Genomic DNA, 18,920 nt, shown 5'->3' with positions numbered 1-18,920 from the left:
CAAAATGGTGACTGCGCCCAAGGAGGTAACTTTAGAAAACAAATGGTAGTATAAATATTACCTAAAATTATGTCGTAGCGTTTCCAAATATGCCGCTAAGTTGGAATGAGATTAAGCAAAGGGCGATCGCCTTTTCTAAGGAGTGGGAAAGTGAGACTTCAGAGAAGTCGGAATCGCAATCTTTTTGGAATGAATTTTTTAATGTGTTTGGCATTTCACGGCGGCGGGTGGGGAGTTTTGAGCTACCGATTAAAAAGGCAGATAACAAGCAAGGTTTTATCGATTTGCTGTGGAAAGGGATGATTTTGGTGGAGCATAAGTCTAGGGGCAAGGACTTAGATAAAGCGACACAACAGGCTAAGGATTATTTTCCCAATTTAAAAGAGCATGAGTTACCGAAATATATTTTGGTGTCGGATTTTCAGAAATTCAGGCTCTATGATTTGGATACCGATGAGACTACGGAGTTTGAGCTAAAGGATTTTGTTAATCGAGTTGAACTATTTGGGGCGATCGCTGGTTATCAGAAGCGTATTTATAAGGATGAAGCACCTGTCAATATTGAGGCGGCGGAGTTGATGGGGAAACTGCACGATCGCCTCAAGGAGATTGGCTATACGGGGCATGACTTGGAAGTTTATCTGGTGCGGTTGTTGTTTTGTCTGTTTGCGGATGATACGGGGATTTTTGATAAAAATGGTATTTTTTGGGAATATATCGATCTGCATACAAAGGAAGATGGCAGTGATTTGGCAATGCATCTTGATTCAATCTTTCGAGTTTTGAATACGCCAAATGAGAAGCGTTTAAAAAATTTGGATGAGAATCGAGCGCAGTTCCCTTATATTAATGGAAAGTTATTTGAGGAACCTTTACCCAGTGCGGAATTTGATAAGGATATGCGATTGCAGTTGCTTGAAGCTTGTGCTTTTAACTGGTCGTTGATTTCTCCTGCAATTTTTGGGTCGATGTTTCAGGCGGTGATGAATCAGACGGAACGGCGTAATTTGGGGGCGCATTATACTTCTGAAAAGAATATTCAAAAGTTGATTAGACCGCTTTTTTTGGATGATTTGTATGTTGAGTTTGAGAAAGCGAAGGGTAATCGCAATAAGCTAGAGGAGTTACATCAAAAGATTGCAGATTTGCATTTTCTCGATCCTGCTTGCGGTTGCGGTAATTTCTTGATTATCACTTATCGAGAGTTACGAGATTTAGAGATTGTGATTTTGTTGGAGTTGAATAAGAATGGGCAGTTGGTGACAGATATTAGCTCAATTATTCAGGTGGATGTGGATCAGTTTGCGGGGATTGAGTATGATGAGTTTGCGGTGCGGGTTGCCGAGGTGGCAATGTGGTTGATCGATCATCAGATGAATGTGAAGGTGAGTAATGAGTTTGGACAATATTTTGTACGCTTGCCATTGAAGAAAGCGGCGAGGATTGTGCATGGCAATTCGTTGCGGATTGATTGGCGATTTTGTTCCCCTCCTTCAAAGGAGGGGCTAGGGGTGGTTCCGAGAGTATCTAAAACCTCTTCTAATTTTTCTGTGCAAGGAGAAAGATTAAGAACCTCCCCTAGCCCCTCCTTGCAAGGAGGGGGACAAGAGTTAGGAGGGGGACAAGAGTTAGGAGAACAAGTTCCTTATAAGGCGATTAGTAATCTTGCTAGCAAGAAAGAGTTTAGGCGAGAGTTACGGAATAATGCGACTCCTGCGGAGGTGACTTTATGGAAAGCTTTGCAAGGTAAGCAGTTGGATGGGTTTAAGTTTAGGAGACAGCATTCAATTGGTCATTACATTTTAGATTTCTTTTGCCCAAGTGCTAATTTGGCGATCGAGTTGGATGGTGGTCAGCATTTTACGCAGGAGGGTAGGGAATATGATGCGGTTAGGGATAAATTTTTATGGAGTGTGGGAATTACAGTGTTGCGTTATGCGAATAATTTAATTTTTGAAAATTTAGAGGGAGTGTTAGAGGATGTTAGAGAGCATTTAAGAACCTCCCCTAGCCCCTGCTTAAAAGGAGGGGAACAAGAGTTAGGAGGAGGACAGGAGTTAGGAGGAGGACAAGATAAGAAGTCTTACTCCCCTCCTTTCAAGGAGGGGCAGGGGGTGGTATTTGACTATATTTTAGGAAATCCCCCTTTTGTGGGTAAGCATTTGCAAAGCGCTGAGCAGAAGTCGGATATGGAGATGATTTTTGCTGGGGTGAATGGGGCTGGTGTATTGGACTATGTTTGTGCTTGGTACTTGAAAGCTGCCCAATATCTAAACTCTTGTTCCCCTCCTTCCAAGGAGGGGCTAGGGGAGGTTAAATGTGCTTTTGTGAGTACAAGTTCTATTTCTCAAGGTGAACAGGTAGGGATTCTCTGGCAAGAGCTTTACAATAAATACAAGATTAAAATTCATTTTGCCCATCGGACTTTTAGCTGGAGTAATGAGGCAAAAGGTAATGCGGCTGTGCATTGTGTAATTATTGGATTTGGTTTACAGGAAGTTGAAAATAAAAGAATTTTTGATTATGCAGATATCAAAGGAGAGCCAACGGAGCAGAAAGCCAAAAATATTAATCCCTATTTAGTGGGAGGGAATGATTTAGTTATTTTGAAAAGAACAAAGCCAATTTGTAATATTCCTGCAATGGTTTATGGAAGTAAACCTACAGATGATGGCAATCTTTTAATGACTGACTCAGAGAAAACCGAATATGTCCAACAAGAACCCTACGGAGAAAAATTCGTTAAACCTTTTATATCCGCAGATGAATTTTTAAACAATAAAAAACGTTGGTGTTTCTGGCTTAAAGATATACAACCTAATGAATTTAAAAGTTTACCTCTATTAACGAACAAAGTAGAAGCTGTTAAAAAATTTCGTCTGGCAAGCACTAAAAGCTCCACAGTCCAATGGGCGCAATTTCCAACTCTTTTTACTGAGATTAGACAACCTAATAGCGACTATATAATTCTTCCACTTCACTCTTCTGAAAACAGGAAATATATTCCAATTAGCTTGTTTGGTAAAGATAATATTGTTGCGAATAGCTGTAGTTGCGTTCCTGACGCTAACCTTTATATTTTCGGTATTTTGACCTCTGAAATGCACATGACTTGGGTGAGATATGTATGTGGAAGATTAAAGAGTGATTTCCGCTATTCCAATACAATCGTTTACAACAACTATCCATTCCCTGAAAACTTCAGCGACAAACAAAAGCAAAAAGTGGAAACTGCCGCGCAAGCGGTATTAGACACAAGAGTAAAATATCCCGATAGTAGCCTCGCCGATCTTTACGATCCTCTCACCATGCCGCCCGACTTGGTAAAAGTACATCAAATCCTAGACAAAGCTGTAGACCTTTGTTACCGTCCCCAACCCTTCGTTAGCGAACTAAACCGCATCGAGTATTTATTTAACCTCTATGAAGCCCTAAGTGCGCCATTACTCAAAGTTGAGCAGAAAAAGCGAGTTAAGAAAAACCCTGAAACATAGGAGCAATTCATGAATTGCTCCTATGTTTTTAATTGTCTGATGTAGCGATCGCTAATCTATCAAAATTCCAGCACCGCTAAACCCCTTAAGTGGCTTAGCGGAATGTCGGCTTTCTATTATGGGGGGGTTAAATTTCGTTGATCAATTGTAGCAAGGCATCGGTGGTGACCTTGCCACTCATATCCGTACCCTCTAGCAAACTATCTGCAAGATCGCGCTTGTGATGGTGTAGATCGACAATTTTCTCTTCGATCGTTCCCTTAGCTACGAGGCGATAGATCGTCACAGGGCGTTTTTGACCGATGCGATGGGCGCGATCGCTGGCTTGATCTTCGACCGCAGGATTCCACCAAGGGTCCATGTGGATGACATAGTCAGCCGCCGTCAGATTTAAACCCGTACCGCCAGCTTTGAGGCTGATCAAAAAGACATCGCCTTCCCCTGCTTGAAAAGCTTCCACTCGTTTTTTGCGCTCCTTAGCGGGAGTACTGCCATCGAGATATTGATAGCTAATTTTTTGAGAATCGAGATAATCGCGAATGATATGTAAATGATCGACAAATTGACTAAAGACTAAAGCCTTGTGTTTGTTGTCCAGTAATTCATTGACCACTTCTCCAAAAAGCTGGAGCTTGGAGCTTGGCAGAGGGATATCGGGACGGACGAGCTTGGTATTGCAGCAAGCACGGCGCAGTTTCATAATTTCCGCAAGAACCTGTAAGTGCTTCTGTCCTGCATTGGCGGGAGTATCCGTAAGTTTAGCGATCGCCTCTCGTCGTAGCGCTTCATAAAAGGCAAGTTCCTCTTTGCTAAGTTCCACTTGGAGAGTCACTTCAGTACGTGATGGAAGTTCTTGCAGAACTTGATTTTTGGTGCGCCGCAGAATAAAGGGCTGAATTAGCTTTTTAAGTTGATTGCGAGCCTCTCGATCCTGCGATCGCTCGATGGGATTAGCATAGTTAGTATTAAAGTTATCAAGGGAACCAAGTAGCCCCGGATTAATAAAGCGGAACAGATTCCAGAGTTCACCCAGATGATTTTCGATAGGTGTACCCGTGGTAATCATTTTGAAACTACTTTGTAGATTCATCGCTGCCTGCGATCGCTTAGTTGCAGTATTCTTAATCGCCTGTGCCTCATCCAGCACAATCGTTTGCCATTGCACCTTAGCAAGCATTTCGCCTACTTCCTCCTGCTGCATTAAGCCATAGCTACAGATCACCATATCAAAGGGCTGAAGATTGTCTAGAACTTTTTGGCGATCGCCTGTACCAAAGACAATCACATTTAACGTCGGCGCAAACTTAGCAGCTTCACCAATCCAGTTCATACAAACGGAAGTAGGCGCGACAATCAGCGTCGCACCGTGAGGGGCGCGGGTAAGAATCAAAGCAAGAGATTGCAGGGTTTTGCCCAAGCCCATGTCATCGGCTAAGCAAGCCCCAACTCCCCAATGCGCCAATCTAGCTAACCATTGGAAACCTTCGATTTGATAATCACGCAAGTCCGCTTGCAAGGTGGTGGGAAATTGGGGCTCAAAGTTTCGCATTTCCTTAATTTTTTTGACATGGGCTTTCCAATGCTTATCAACTTTGAGGTCGCCAATTTCATCGACAAAATCCTCAAGGGCTAAGGCGGCTAAGGGATGAAATCTAGTGCCACTGCCATGTTTTTCGGAGAGGCGGCGAAATTCATCGAGGCGCTTGCGAAACTGTTGCGTAAGCGCCAAAAACTGACCATCGCCAAGGGGAATAAATCGACTAGGGGTTTTATCCAGAAGTTCTAGAAGTCGCTGCATATCTAGCACCTTGTCATCGCCAAGCTGTAACTCACCTTCAGCAGCAAACCAATCGCGACTCTGATTAATCGACATCCTAAAATCGCCAAACCCAGCCCGATGACTGATTCGCATCTTTTCGCCTTCAGGCCATTCCAAGACAATGCGATCGCCTAATGCTTGCAGTTCCAATAATAGCTCTAGGCAAAACTCAGGATCATCAATGATCCATTCGCTATCATTTTCCTCATAGTTGCCGAGGGTAAGGCAAGCGGCGATCGCCTCATTAGCGAGCTTTTTCTCTTCCTTTAAATTGCGCGTTGCTTGTAAGCGCTTTCCATCAATTTCGGCTAATACGGTCGCGCCACCAGTTCCCGGACGATAGTAAGCCCCCGCATTGGCAAAGGGTCGAGCTAACACCGCCACCTTCAGCCCATCACCCGATGGCAAAATATGCACATGGGGCTTGCTATCCGATGGAACTTCCTCGGCATTGCTCACAACTCCACCAATATCGGAATGTACCGTCACAATCGAAGAAATACCATGAATCGCCGCTAACACTCTCTCCTTAGCAGCTACAGGAATCTCGAGGCGATTTTTTCTGCCAATAATTTCCGTAATGCGGCGATGGGATTCATTGACTAGTGTGACCTTCAGTCTAGTGGGACTTTCCTTTTCCACGACAAAATTCTGTCCATCCTTTAGCTGGGGCGAAAATTCTAAAATTAGGCGATCGCCTCTTCCTGTCTTCACCAATAGCTCAGGCTCACCCTTGACAATCTCGACGCGAGTTGTCGGCGAATCTTCCCAAAACACAAAGGGATGTCCGATCAAAGCACAGATGGTATCTTCATCAAATTCATATTGGCTCTGTCCATAATAGCCATGAAAGGAATAAATCTGGATATGAGAACAAACGATAATATCCTGCGGAGTCATGTAGGGAAACTCATGGACACTATCCTTAAGGCGCTTGACTGCAATATTTCGTCCTGCACTCCACACCCCTTTGGCATTAATCTTCTGCTCCCTTGGTTGGATGGTGCAGGTTCCCTTATTAAAGGTGATAAACCAGACTAAACGTTGCGGAGAGTTAGTTGCCGCCTTACTTTGCTCCTGTGGAGACTTACTGAGATTAAGTAGGGCATTGAGGCTAAGTTCCCAAGTTTCCTGTGGACGAATTAAATTAACGATTGTCGGAATTTGATTGGCTTGACGTAATTTCTGAGCGTGCTTTTGATGAATGGAATTAGGAGAGATTTGCCCTAGTAATTCGGCAGCTTCCATTGATAACCAGTGATAACCTGCGGCTACGGACTGCTTGAGTAAAGGTTCGAGAATCCGCGATAGTTCAATTCTTGCTTTTTCGGGATTAATCCAGTAGAGACAGAGCGCACTAAAAAAAGCTTCTAGGGTATGACTATTGGTGTGATCATGAATATACTCAGCACTAAGCAGTTCCTTTTGAGGAATATCACCCAGTTGAAACTTGAGTAACTTCTGAAAACGGCTATAGGTCACTTGCAGCCAGTGGTTAGTCTGCTTAGTCATGAGAGCTGCATAGCTTTCCGCTTCGCGCATACTCTCAGCAGTTCCCTCTTGAATGAGGGCAAGTATAAAAAATAACCCAGCCTCGCCACTGAAGTAAATCTGTCGCTTGCCCGTTGCCTTTTTGATCATCTTGAGGGATTGGCGGAACTGGGCGATCGCTAATTCCCGATTTCCCTTAATAAAGTTCAGCCAAGCAATGAAAGAATCCCCCGCCACTTTATAATCTTCCCCAAGGTGATCATAGGCAGCCTGAGCCGTTTCTAAATCTGCTCTTAACAAGCTTTGTTCGATCAAGATCAAAAGCAACATATCGGTGCAGCGATCGCTTGAAAGTTCTGCATCCTCTGAGGAATTCTTTGAAGTGGGATTGAGAAACTGCTCCTGAAAGGCATTTTGGAGCAACGTAAAAGCCTCATGATTGGGCTTTAACTTTATAACACTGCTATTTAAAATCGTGCTGAGAGCCATCTCATAGAACTCTGATTTTAATTTTTTAAACCAATTAACATCAAAGGGATTGGTACAGATTTGATGTAAAACGGTTTCTAGTGTGATCCGTTGCTGAGGATAACCATAGCGATAAAAATCTTCAAATTGCTTTGTGACAAATGTAAGATCTTGGCGATAGATGCCAATTCTCACCTCGCGCACAAATTGGGATTCACTTCTAAAACTGCGGGATTCTAGCTTGCCGTAGCTAGGCACAGGAAGTTGGGCTTCGATCGCTTTGACAATTTTCTCGAAGTTACCCGCCTTCACGGCATCTCTTATCGCAATATCGATCAAATAGGGATTGCATTGCAAACCCTGCGATCGCTCCTGTATCAGTAGCCCAATTTTTAAAAAGCGATCGACATAGACTTTTAATCCCCCTACCGTAAAATGCCGATCATCCTTATCCTTGAGTCCATACTGCAATAGGCAATCAAAAAAAACGCTGCGATTAGTTGGCTCATAGGCGATCGCTAATACTTGGATCATCTGGCGCTCTAGTGCTGGCAATTTATAATATTGAATTGCCAGTTTTTCTTGGATTTTGGCAGCATCAGCGAGAGAGTCAGGCATATCAAGATTTGTATTATGACTAGATGATCAGAAGAGTTTGCGATCGGCGTTAACTCATTAGCAACAACCTATAAGAAAAATTTTAAGTCAAAAATTTTTCTTATAGGTTGTTGCCAATTATTAATCTTAGCAAAAATTGCGGTTTCAACACAGATCTAAGAAACCATTTAAGAATTTTAGGACTGACGCAATGCTAACGAATTACTGTTTTTAGGGTAGATGTTGTTCGAGCAAGTTAAGTCAGTTAACCTTTCGGTTTCCCTACTAAAATAACTGACTCAGTTTTATATTTGGATGCTGTCGCACCACAGGCACAGATCTGGACTCCCATAACGTACACTCGATTCATTCCCATAAATCAATTCTGACCTTGGGCAGTACTCACGAGCGCGAGAAAGAAAAGAACGGAACTCAGGCGACAACCACCCGAAAACCGATATTGTTGTTGCTATTGTCCGCATTGTTCCTGTTGCGATTCGCCGAACGACAATTGATCGCATTGTTGTTCCACGAGCCACCCCGCAGAGCGCTGTCGATCTATACCTTCTCTGGCTACTTGATCGCGCTAATCGCTAAATCAAGATCACCAAATAACTGTTGCTGCAAGTGCCATGTATTGCCATGTTGCAGATGTCCCCTCCAAGCTTGTAAGGAGTTGAGAAGATAATTAAGATCATACTTCCCTTTACTCACATTTTTGCAGATGCAGCGAATTCTCTTTCTGCCACGACGGATGTTTTTTGAAAGAACTCGAATTTCTGATGGAAGAATGCGAAATCCGACAAAATTAGTGCTGAGTTTGGTGGCGAATAGTTGCGTTTTTTTAGGATGAAGGACTAGGCGTAAATCTGTTAAAAATTTTTGAATTTCTTGACGAGCATTTTCTAGAGTATCTTTGTCATCACTAAACAATGCGAAATCATCAACATAGCGTAAATATTTTTTGATCTTTAGGGTTTCTTTGATAAAGCGATCGAATTCATTGAGGTAAATATTGGCAAAAAATTGACTGGTTAAATTGCCGAGGGGCAAGCCTTTGCGTCTGGTGAGGGGTAAAAGCGGATCGTCATCAGGAAAGTAATGCTCAAATGGTTCTTGTAAATTACTGCGATCAATAATTGTGTCGATTAGCCAAAGTGTATTTGGGCATTTAATTTTTTTACGGATAATTTTTTTGAGAATTTCATGGTCAATCGTGGGGAAATATTTGCTGATATCGCATTGCAAAATATAGCGACTAGAACGGGTAAATTCGGTAAATCTTTTGAGGGCTTTGTGTGTGCCAAATCCGATGCGATTGGCGTAGGAGTCGTAGATGTAGGAACGCTCAAAGATGGGAGCGATGATGTTGCAAAGGGCGTGATGAACTACTCTGTCGCGATAGGGTGCTGCGGAGATTTGGCGAGGTTGGGGGTCGATGATTTTAAATACTGTGTATTCTGATGGTTGATATGTTTGGGAAACCAGCTCTTTTTGTAGTGTAATTATTTCGTTTTCCAGATTAAAATTAAACTCTAAAACATTAGGTCGAAAGCGTTTACCTTTTTGAGCGTTTTTAGTTGCCAATAAAATATTTTCAAAAGTAATTATTTGTCCCCAAAGATTACCAGCCCGTTTCATATTTTTATTGATTTATATACAAATAATCGTAGGGGTTTAGCATTTGCGGGACTATCTCTAAACTCTTCACCACTATCTAAATTTGCAAATGCTAAACCCTTTTCGCTATTTAAAGATAAATTGTCCCTATGTTGTGAGGTTTTGGGCAAAGCATTACCGAATTTAAATAATTGCAAAATTTGTAAATCTCTACGGTAATGCTTTGCCCCTACAGGATTTTGTCCATCCACCAATTTCGGAACCGATTTCTTGTAATTCTTTATTGAAATATTCGTAACGATTATTTAGTAATAATTCAAAGTCATGTAATAGGCGAATTTGATAGCGTAATATATCAATATTGGAGTTAAGTTCTTCTAAGATAGGAAGTTTATTTTTGTGATAGCGTGCTATGATTAATTTATCAAGTAGATCGTAAAGTGAAGTAATAATTCTGTTGCCTAACAAGTATTTATGATCGCGAGATAACTTATTAAGAATTGGCACTGTCCATTTAATGAGATCGTAGGTTTTTTGAATTACTGGCAGTTCGTTCATTTAATTTTCATTATTAATATTAAGAAATAAAAAAAAGTGCCAAAGGCACTTGGTTAGTGCAAAATATAAAGCGCAAAAGGGCTAAAGAGCAAAGAAGAAGCCCTCACGAGCGCGAGAAAGAAAAGAACGGAACTCAGGCGACAACCACCCGAAAACCGATAAAGTCGTCGCTATAGTCCGCAGGGTTCCTGATGCGAAACGCCGAACGACAATTGATCGCATCGCAGAACCACGAGCCACCCCGCAGAGCGCGTCTATTTTGTTCGCCACCAGTTAGCCATGCAGAGCCATCGGTGGGCGCACCATTATAATTTTCATGCCATACATCTTCGCACCATTCCCAAACATTGCCATGCATTTGATATAAACCCCATGCATTCGGGCTAAACCTATCAAAATTGACATCAACTGTCTTCTGTCGATATTCTCCCTTTGGTGCATCTACATAGGGATAGTTACCATCATAGTTGACGAGTTCAGTGGTTATGGTTTCTCCAAAATGAAAGGCGGTAGTGGTTCCAGCGCGACAAGCATACTCCCATTCGGCTTCGCTAGGCAACCTGACATTCTTGTTGATTTTTTCAGAGAGCTTTTTACAAAACTCCCTACAATTATCCCACGAAACATTGATTACTGGCTGGTTTTCGCCTTGAAACTTAACATCAGAGCTTTCCGATGGCTTCGTTCCCATCACTGCTTGCCATTGAGCATTGGTTACAGTATATTTCCCCATCAAAAAAGAAGGAACCTTTACTTCATGCTGTGGCGTTGACCGATCCAAATATGCTTCTGCCCCATTCCAATCATATTTCTTAGCATTCTCAAGCGCAATCTTTCGCTCATCTGCTGGCATTCCCATCATAAATTTCCCCGCAGGAATCTTTACTAGATCAAGAGTTACGCCATTACCTAGATTTTCACGGATATATTGTGCTTTTCCATTTTTACGATCTAACTCAATTTTCGTACCACCACCAATTCCAAGGAAACCACTCTCTTTTACCAATCTAACTTTAACAACTTCAAACTCAAACTCAGGTTGAGCAGGCTTACTCTGTTGCTGTTTTTTGACTCGTTCCGCTTCTTCCTGTAGCCGTTTTAGCCGATCTTCCTCCTCAGCCTGTGTCCTCAAACGTTCTAGCCGATCGCTTTCTTGTTTCTGCCTCTCCGCTTCAGCAACTTGTTGCAGCCTTAACCGTTCAGCATCTTCTTGCTGACGCTTCAGACGTACAGCTTCCGCTTGTCTTTGTTCTTGTTGCAACCTCTGCTCGTACTCAACTTGCTTATTACCGATTATCCGACTTTTAATTTCCTGCAAATCGGCATCACGCAAACCTAAGCGCTTTTCGTAATATTCTAACTGTGATTCCACATATTTACTAAAAGGGAATCCCTGAGAAACTTCTGACAATAAATCTTGTTCGTATTGTGTAAGCTTTTTATCATATTCCTCATAAGGACGAATAACTTCATTTATAATTGACTCAGATTCTAATTGAGATAATCCCAAATCTTGCGAATGTATTCCTAAACCCCGCTTAGCAAAAGTTGAGATTTTACCATTGCTATCACGAACAACGTTCTCAACCTCCTTCCGAAACTTCAGCTTAGGATCATCCTGCACTGCCTTTGCTAAAACAATCCGATGTCCTTCCTTGACAGGATAAAACTCTGGAGACATCAGATCGTTGACACTCTTCACCTTATCCCGTACATACTCATACAACTCATCAACCGTCACATCCCCATCATCATCACGATCCGCCGCACCTGTTCGCAATCCTTCTACCAAAAAATGTGTATAGAGAGACAACTCAAATCCTTCTTGTTCAAAAGCATATTGAGTCGAATCCGAAGCCGTCAAAATTGCTCGACCTTCCCCACCTAGCTTAGGCGATAGGTTTACCTTGCCAATATCCTTAGCAGTCATCCCCTTCGGAAAAGCCCCACTATGGCAACAGTCCAAAATTAACACCTGACGCTTAGATCCGCGTTGGTTCATTGCCTTCTGCACAAAATCAGAAGAGACTGCCGTAGACAACAAATCATTCTTGTCTGTTGAGATACCCGACAAATAAAAATCATTGCGGCTATCAGTCACACCATGTCCAGAAAAATACAACAGCACCAAGTCATCATTTTTACGATTAGCAAAAAGTCGAGATATCCCTCTGCGGATCGCAGTTTCGTCAACATCAGTCAACACCTCTACATCGCTGGCGGCAAAACCACCAATCGTAGGATCGATTAAAATTTCCTTCAATGCAGCTACATCCTTCACCGCACTGGGCAAAGGATTGAGATCTGTTATGTAATTACTAACCCCAACCAGTAATGCGTAACGTCCCATTATGCAGTCTCAAAAAATTCATTGGCTTTCTGAATCAAAAACTCTAACTCTTCTCGGCTATTAGCTGTCACTTCTAGCTTTTTGCCGTTTTTCTCCGCCTTTAAGGAGATCGGTTTATTGCCAAGGCGATCGCCCAAAAATCCTAAAACTTTCTTAGCATTTGCTGCGCTCACTTCCGCAGCCAAAACTCCTACAAAAAAACCACCAATACTTTTATTGCCATCAGGAGGATTGGGATCGCGCACGCGGTCAACGGACTCGATATCAGAGCGATCGCTTAGCTCATCTAATAACTGCACCACCTCCTCATCACGCTCCTCATTTGTCAAATCTGGATCGGTAAAGGCGATCGTCAAAGCAAACTGGTTTTTACTATTTTCTGAAGTCATGACTGCGGGAAATTTCGGTAACTTTTCGATATTGTATCGCATCCTTTATTTCACTTCGAGTCCCTAACATCTCAATTGCTATACAATACTAGATCTATTATTTAACCAAGCATTAAAAGATTTCGACTCATGGAAGACAAGTTGATGTTAATGATCCCAGGTCCAACACCAGTGCCAGAACAGGCGCTGTTGGCACTGGCAAAGGCTCCCATCGGACACCGTAGCGGCGATTTTAGCAAGGTCATGGCAGATGTGACCGCCAAGCTCAAGTGGCTACACCAAACAACAAATGATGTATTAATCCTCACCGCAAGCGGAACTGGTGCGATGGAAGCGGGCATCATTAATTTCTTAAGCAAAGGCGATCGCGTTCTAGTTGGCGATAACGGCAAGTTTGGCGAGCGTTGGGTCGAAGTCTGTCAAGCCTATGGTATCAATGCCGAAGTCATCAAAGCAGAATGGGGCAAAGCTCTTGATCCTGAAGATTTCCGTGCCAAGTTAGAGGCGGACACCAATAAGGAAATCAAAGCTGTAATCATCACCCACAGTGAAACCTCGACGGGGGTTTTAAACGATTTAGTTGCGATTAACCGCCATGTCAAAGCCCATGAAAAGGCTTTGATGATCGTTGATGCGGTAACCAGTTTAGGGGCAATTAATATTCCCATTGATGAACTTGGTTTAGATGTGGTTGGCTCTGGTTCGCAAAAGGGCTATATGATCCCCCCCGGATTGGGATTTGTAGCCGTTAGCCCCAAAGCTTGGGAAGCCTATAAAACTGCGGATTTACCTCGCTTCTATCTAGATTTGGGCAAGGCTCGTAAGGATGCGGCGAAAAATTCCACTCCTTTCACGACTTCCGTGAATATGGTCATGGCTTTGCAAGCTTCCTTAGAAATCATGCAAAGAGAAGGCTTGGAGAATATCTTTGCTCGTCACCTGCGCCATCGTGATGCGACCCGCGCCGCAGTCAAGGCGATGAACTTGGGACTATTAGCTCCCGATGAGGCTGCTAGCCATTCGATTACCGCCGTAGTGCCTCCCGAAGGCTTAGAAGCAGAAAAGATTCGCGCCACCATCAAGAAAAAGTTCGATATTGTCATGGCGGGTGGTCAAGATCACCTCAATGGCAAGATCTTCCGTATTGGACATCTCGGCTTTGTCGGCGATCGCGATATTTTGACAGCAATTAGCGCTCTCGAAGCGTCAATTGCTGCTCTCGGCTATACAAATTTCACCTACGGTGCTGGTGTGAAAGCAGCGATCGAAGTTCTCAATAGTTAAGAGCTTCGCCATCAAAAGTAAAAAGGAGTTGCGGGTGCTTAGCACCTGCAACTCCTTTTTTGTTAACCATATCTTAAAGAAAGCTTATCTATACCTTATCTAGATCGCTTATGGACTACTCGTAAAATCTTGGAGAAAAGTGAATCGGAAAAACAAGTTTCATGTCGATACTTCTAAATAAGTTGAGTGGTAGTGCTACTAGTACGACCGCTTCAGAGATTCCTGCATTCGATCCAGCCAGCGATCGCCTCTATGTCGTTGCCGCTAGTAAAGTTGATGTTTACTCCGTTAGCAACACAGGCGCTCTTACTTCTGCGGGAACCTTATCTCCCGGATTTACTCCCGCTTCTGGTGTGGCGGCTCCCAACAGCATCGCCATCAAAAATGGCATCGTGGCGGTTGCCTATGAAATTAAAGAGGCTCTCGCTACTAACCTGAGAGGTCGCGTGAGCTTCTTTAGAGCGTCAGACGGAAATTTTTTAAACTCCGTTGAAGTGGGATTCTTGCCCGACATGCTGACCTTTACCCCTGATGGGACTAAGGTTTTGGTCGCTAATGAGGGTGAACCCAACGAAAATTACACCGTTGATCCTGAAGGCTCCGTCAGTGTTATTACGATTAACAGTGTTGACCTAACTAATGGAACTCTGAACGCAACGGTTCAAGAAGCTAATTTTAATAGCTTTGATAGCCAAATCGCGACTCTAAAAGCATCTGGTGTCCGCATTATTGGAGATAGAATAATCTCTGGCTCTCCAGTTTTGACAACAGTTTCTCAAGATGTAGAGCCTGAATATATCGCGGTAGCACCCGATGGACTCACGGCGAAAGTTACTCTGCAAGAAGCCAATGCGATCGCCACTTTAGACATCGCCAGTGCCACGATTACAGGTATTACGCCCCTCGGACTCAAGAATTTTAATCTAGCGGGGAATGGTATTGATGCTAGCGATCGCGATGTCAATGGCACTTCGGCGGGAGGCGGCAAAATTAATATTAAAAACTGGCCCGTTTTTGGAGCCTACCAACCCGATGCGATCGCCAGTTACACAGCTAACGGTCAGACCTATTATGTGATTGCTAATGAAGGTGACTCGCGAGTGCGCCCCACAGCCGCTGGTATCATTAGTGGCACTGGAGAAGGTGGCGTTTTTAATGAAGAAACCCGTGTTGCTAGTCTTAACCTCGATACAACATTATTCCCCAATGCGGCTGATCTGAAGAAGCCAGAAAATCTTGGGCGTTTGACTGTAACCAACAAATCGGGCGATACCGATGGTGATGGTGACTTCGATCAAATTGTTGCTTTTGGAGGTCGCTCCTTCTCAATTTTGGACTCTACTGGCAGAATCGTGTTTGATAGCGGCGATCAACTAGAGCAAATCACCGCCAAATTTGCACCGACTTTATTTAACAGTGACGGTACTACGGGTACTTTTGATACCCGTAGTGATAATAAGGGGCCAGAACCAGAAGGCGTGACTACTGGTGTAATTAACGGACGTACCTATGCTTTTATTGGGCTTGAGCGTGTGGGCGATGTAATTGTTTACGATGTCACCGACCCAATTAAACCTAGTTTTGTCCAATATCTCAATACCCCCGAAGATCGTTCCGTTGAAGGGGTGACCTTTGTTTCGGCGGGTGATAGTCCCACAGGCAAATCCTTAGTGATTACAGCTAGCGAAGTCAGTAATACAGTTTCTGTATTTGAATCAACCCCAACCTTCAAATTGCAGATTCTCCATGCTTCGGATTTTGAAGCGGGTATTCCTGCCGTTGATGATGCAGTGCGCTTTTCAGCCATTGTCAATAAACTGAAAGATGATCCGAACTACAAAGCCAACACCCTGATTCTCTCTTCGGGAGATAATTACATTCCGGGAGCATTTTTAAATGCCTCTAGCGATCGCAGCCTTGACGGTGTGGGTGGACTTCCTGTAACTCCTACCGCCAACAACGCCCAACCAGTGATCGGACGTGGTGATATCGGGATTCTCAATGCGATCGGCATTCAAGCCTCGGCTTTGGGCAATCACGAATTTGATTTAGGCGTTAGACAAGTTCGCGATATTATTCGCACTGGTAGCGGTAACCCTGGTACAGCTTTTCCCTATCTCAGTACTAATCTCAATTTTCAACCCGAAATTACGGCTGGAAATCTGGGAAGTAGCGATCTTGCCACTAATCAAACTACCGCCGAAGCAAATTCGATCAAAGGTAAGCTTGCCAAAAGCACCGTAATTACAGTTGCAGGTAATGATGGAATTGCGGGGAATACCGATGATCAAAAGATCGGCATTGTCGGTGCAACAACGCCCACCCTGCCTAACATCACTTCCTCTGGCAGCATCATTGTTACGCCTAATAATCCCACTGACTACGCCGCCCTAGCCGCAGAAATCCAAGCGACAGTTGATATTCTCAAAGCTCAAGGCATCAATAAGATCGTTCTCCTTTCGCACTTCCAACAATTTGCGATCGAACGCGATGAGATTGCCCCTCGATTGAGAGATGTCGATATCATCATCGGTGGTGGTTCTAATACCTTGCTGGCTGATGAAAATGATATTCTCCGTGCTGGAGATACCAAGGCTGGTGACTATCCGATTATCAAAACTGGTATTGATGGCAAACCAATTCTGGTGGTCAATACCGATGGTAACTACAAGTACGTCGGGCGCTTAGTTACTGAGTTTGATGAGAATGGAGTTCTCCTTGTTGATCGGCTAGATAACAAGATCAATGGAGCCTATGCCACTGATGAGGCGGGTGTCGATCGCGTCTATGGCGCTGATGTAAATCCTCGGGATGTCGCTAACCCAAATGTTGTGGCAATTACTGACGGAATTAGAAATGTCATTTCTTCTAAAGACAATCTAATTGTTGGTAAGGCAAATGTCTTTTTGAACGGAAATCGCGGTGATGTTCGTACTCAAGAAACTAACCTAGGCAACCTCTCAGCCGATGCGAATTTAGCTTTAGCTCGCCAGATCGATCCTACCGTACTGATTTCAATCAAAAATGGTGGCGGTATCCGAGATAACATTGGAGCTGTAGCAGCAGCGTCAGGAGCAGTCAATGAATCTGATGTGGTGAAGTTGCCTACTCAGCCTAACCCTCTTGCTCCAAACAAGAAGGAAGGAGATATTTCTCAACTAGACATTGAGAACTCTTTGCGGTTTAACAATGACCTCTCTCTAGTTACGGTCACCGCTCAACAACTGCGTTGGGTCATCGAACACGCTGTCGCTGGGACTGCGGCTGGTGCAACACCCGGGCAGTTTCCTCAGATTAGTGGTTTATCCTTTAGCTTCGATGCCACGAAGAAGGCGATCGCCTTTAACTCGACTACTGGTGAAGTTACAACCGAAGGCGAGAGAGTTCGCAACCTTGTGGTACTTAATGAAGATGGCTCATTGCGAGACACCATTGTTAAGGATGGCGTTCTTGTCGGAAATAGCGATCGCACTTTCCGTCTAGTAACGCTCAGTTTCCTCGCTGGCACAAGCTCAACCAATGCTTTAGGTGGAGATAACTATCCATTCCCTGCTTTTGTCAAGAAAAATGCGACCTTAGCCAATCGTGTTGACTTGCGTGGTGAAACCATTGATTTAAATGGCAATGGGAAGGTCGATACAGCCCTCAACCTCAATGCAGGTAAATTTACCTTTGCCGCCGCAGGTTCCGAGCAGGATGCCTTAGCTGAATACCTAGCAGGTCAGTTCAGCACCACCGCTTACAATCTCACTGATGTAGGCGCAAGCAAGGATACACGGATTCAAAATCTAAGTGTGCGGAATGATGGTGTTCTCAGTAAATCTAGTCTCACCCAGATTTCTACAGGTGTGATTGGCTTTACTGGAGATAATGCATTAACACAACTTTCATTCAAAATCAATTCCATTAACTCTAGTACTACGGTTAATGAATTAGTTGTATTTGAGGTTGATGGAAGTACCGTTAATCTTAAACAGCTTTTGGAAACTGGCAAAGGTCGGGTAGTTTCCTCAATCCTCAGCAATCAACCCAATGGATTTAGCAGTGAGCCTCGGATTTTAGGCTTTGCCCCTAATGCTAAACTTGGATTTGCTTTGATCAAAAATGGAACAGCCGATCAAGTTTTAGCTGGTCAATCTAAAGAGATTGTTTTCTCAACCTCGACTAGCAATTTCATTTCCAATGTCACAACCGATAGCTTCAAAATTAGTTTTGAAGGTTTAGTTGTGGATGTCACAACTTCTAATGTTGTCCGTTCTCTTGGTGTTTCCCTACAAGATAATCAGCAAGGCGAAGCGATCGATCTTCGAGATCTCGCAGGTAAGATTAATGCTAACTTCACTGTTAATCGCGAAGCCGCTTTTAATAATTTTGTTGGCTTCTATCGAGTTGCGGATATTAATGGTGGCATCGACACGAACAATGATGGAGTTGCGGATATTCTGCCCGGACAAAGTGGTTACACTTTAGCGGCAGTTCAACGTCGTGTGGCGGCGATCGATCTCACTGTGACCAATCAAGGTACTGCACAGTTTAATGGCAAAGAGCTAATCGGTGGTAGCATTTTCGCTCCTTTCATTATTAGCAATGCTACGGTCGATCAAGTTTTGAGTGGTCAAAGTAATCAGGTGTATTTCTCTTATTTAGGAGCAAATTCCGATGGAGTAGATCACATTCGCTTGCTTGGAGATAATACCTTTGGCTTTGAGGATTTGCCTAGCGGTGGAGACTTAGACTATAACGACATCATCGTAAAAGTTAAGCTGGGTTAATCTTTTTGATTGGCGGCACGAAGTGTCGCCAATCAAATCCAAGATTTGATTTTGGCTTAAAAGATAAAGCGCAAAATG

At 43.5% G+C, this 18,920-nt stretch carries 9 protein-coding genes; 3 read left to right on the top strand and 6 right to left on the bottom strand.

Translation table 11 applies throughout. The features are described 5' to 3' along the window. The first annotated feature begins 89 nt into the window (after positions 1 to 89). Positions 90 to 3,494, top strand: a complete 3,405-nt coding sequence (locus tag H6F42_RS02355; protein WP_190397757.1) for a DNA methyltransferase — start codon at positions 90 to 92, stop codon at positions 3,492 to 3,494. A 127-nt stretch (positions 3,495 to 3,621) separates the two neighbouring features. Here H6F42_RS02355 and H6F42_RS02350 read toward each other — a convergent pair whose 3' ends face one another. From H6F42_RS02350 to H6F42_RS02325, 6 genes are all read right to left on the bottom strand, one after another. Continuing rightward, positions 3,622 to 7,890, bottom strand: coding sequence for a DEAD/DEAH box helicase (locus H6F42_RS02350; RefSeq protein WP_190397756.1), 4,269 nt, complete (start codon positions 7,888 to 7,890; stop codon positions 3,622 to 3,624). A gap of 411 nt (positions 7,891 to 8,301) precedes the next feature. Then, positions 8,302 to 8,415: an SUMF1/EgtB/PvdO family nonheme iron enzyme gene (locus tag H6F42_RS22245; RefSeq protein WP_199288881.1), complete on the bottom strand. Its 114-nt coding sequence runs from the start codon at positions 8,413 to 8,415 to the stop codon at positions 8,302 to 8,304. Between the two features lie 27 nt (positions 8,416 to 8,442). Beyond that, positions 8,443 to 9,510, bottom strand: a complete 1,068-nt coding sequence (locus tag H6F42_RS02340; RefSeq protein ID WP_190397755.1) for an RNA-directed DNA polymerase — start codon at positions 9,508 to 9,510, stop codon at positions 8,443 to 8,445. A 189-nt stretch (positions 9,511 to 9,699) separates the two neighbouring features. Next, the gene (gene avd / locus H6F42_RS02335; protein WP_190397754.1) at positions 9,700 to 10,047 is read right to left on the bottom strand and encodes a diversity-generating retroelement protein Avd; all 348 of its coding nucleotides are present in this window, start codon (positions 10,045 to 10,047) and stop codon (positions 9,700 to 9,702) included. A 133-nt stretch (positions 10,048 to 10,180) separates the two neighbouring features. Beyond that, on the bottom strand, positions 10,181 to 12,397 hold the full coding sequence (locus H6F42_RS02330; RefSeq protein ID WP_190397753.1) for an SUMF1/EgtB/PvdO family nonheme iron enzyme: 2,217 nt from the start codon (positions 12,395 to 12,397) through the stop codon (positions 10,181 to 10,183). Continuing rightward, a complete protein-coding gene (locus tag H6F42_RS02325; RefSeq protein ID WP_242018297.1) occupies positions 12,397 to 12,828 on the bottom strand; it encodes a hypothetical protein in 432 nt (143 codons plus the stop codon). The genes H6F42_RS02330 and H6F42_RS02325 overlap by 1 nt, the downstream gene beginning before the upstream one ends. Before the next feature lie 87 nt (positions 12,829 to 12,915). Between H6F42_RS02325 and H6F42_RS02320 the strand changes: the two genes are divergently transcribed. Both H6F42_RS02320 and H6F42_RS02315 read left to right on the top strand, forming a co-directional pair. Next, positions 12,916 to 14,070: an alanine--glyoxylate aminotransferase family protein gene (locus tag H6F42_RS02320; RefSeq protein ID WP_190397752.1), complete on the top strand. Its 1,155-nt coding sequence runs from the start codon at positions 12,916 to 12,918 to the stop codon at positions 14,068 to 14,070. 161 nt (positions 14,071 to 14,231) lie between these two features. Next, positions 14,232 to 18,842 (top strand): choice-of-anchor I family protein, encoded by a 4,611-nt coding sequence (locus H6F42_RS02315; RefSeq protein ID WP_190397751.1) that lies wholly within the window; start codon positions 14,232 to 14,234, stop codon positions 18,840 to 18,842. The last annotated feature ends 78 nt before the right edge of the window (positions 18,843 to 18,920 follow it).

It is taken from the genome of Pseudanabaena sp. FACHB-1998, from assembly GCF_014696355.1.
GTDB lineage: Bacteria > Cyanobacteriota > Cyanobacteriia > Pseudanabaenales > Pseudanabaenaceae > Pseudanabaena.
The sequence above is the reverse complement of the archived record's forward strand: the minus strand, read 5'-3'. Positions and strand labels throughout refer to the sequence as shown.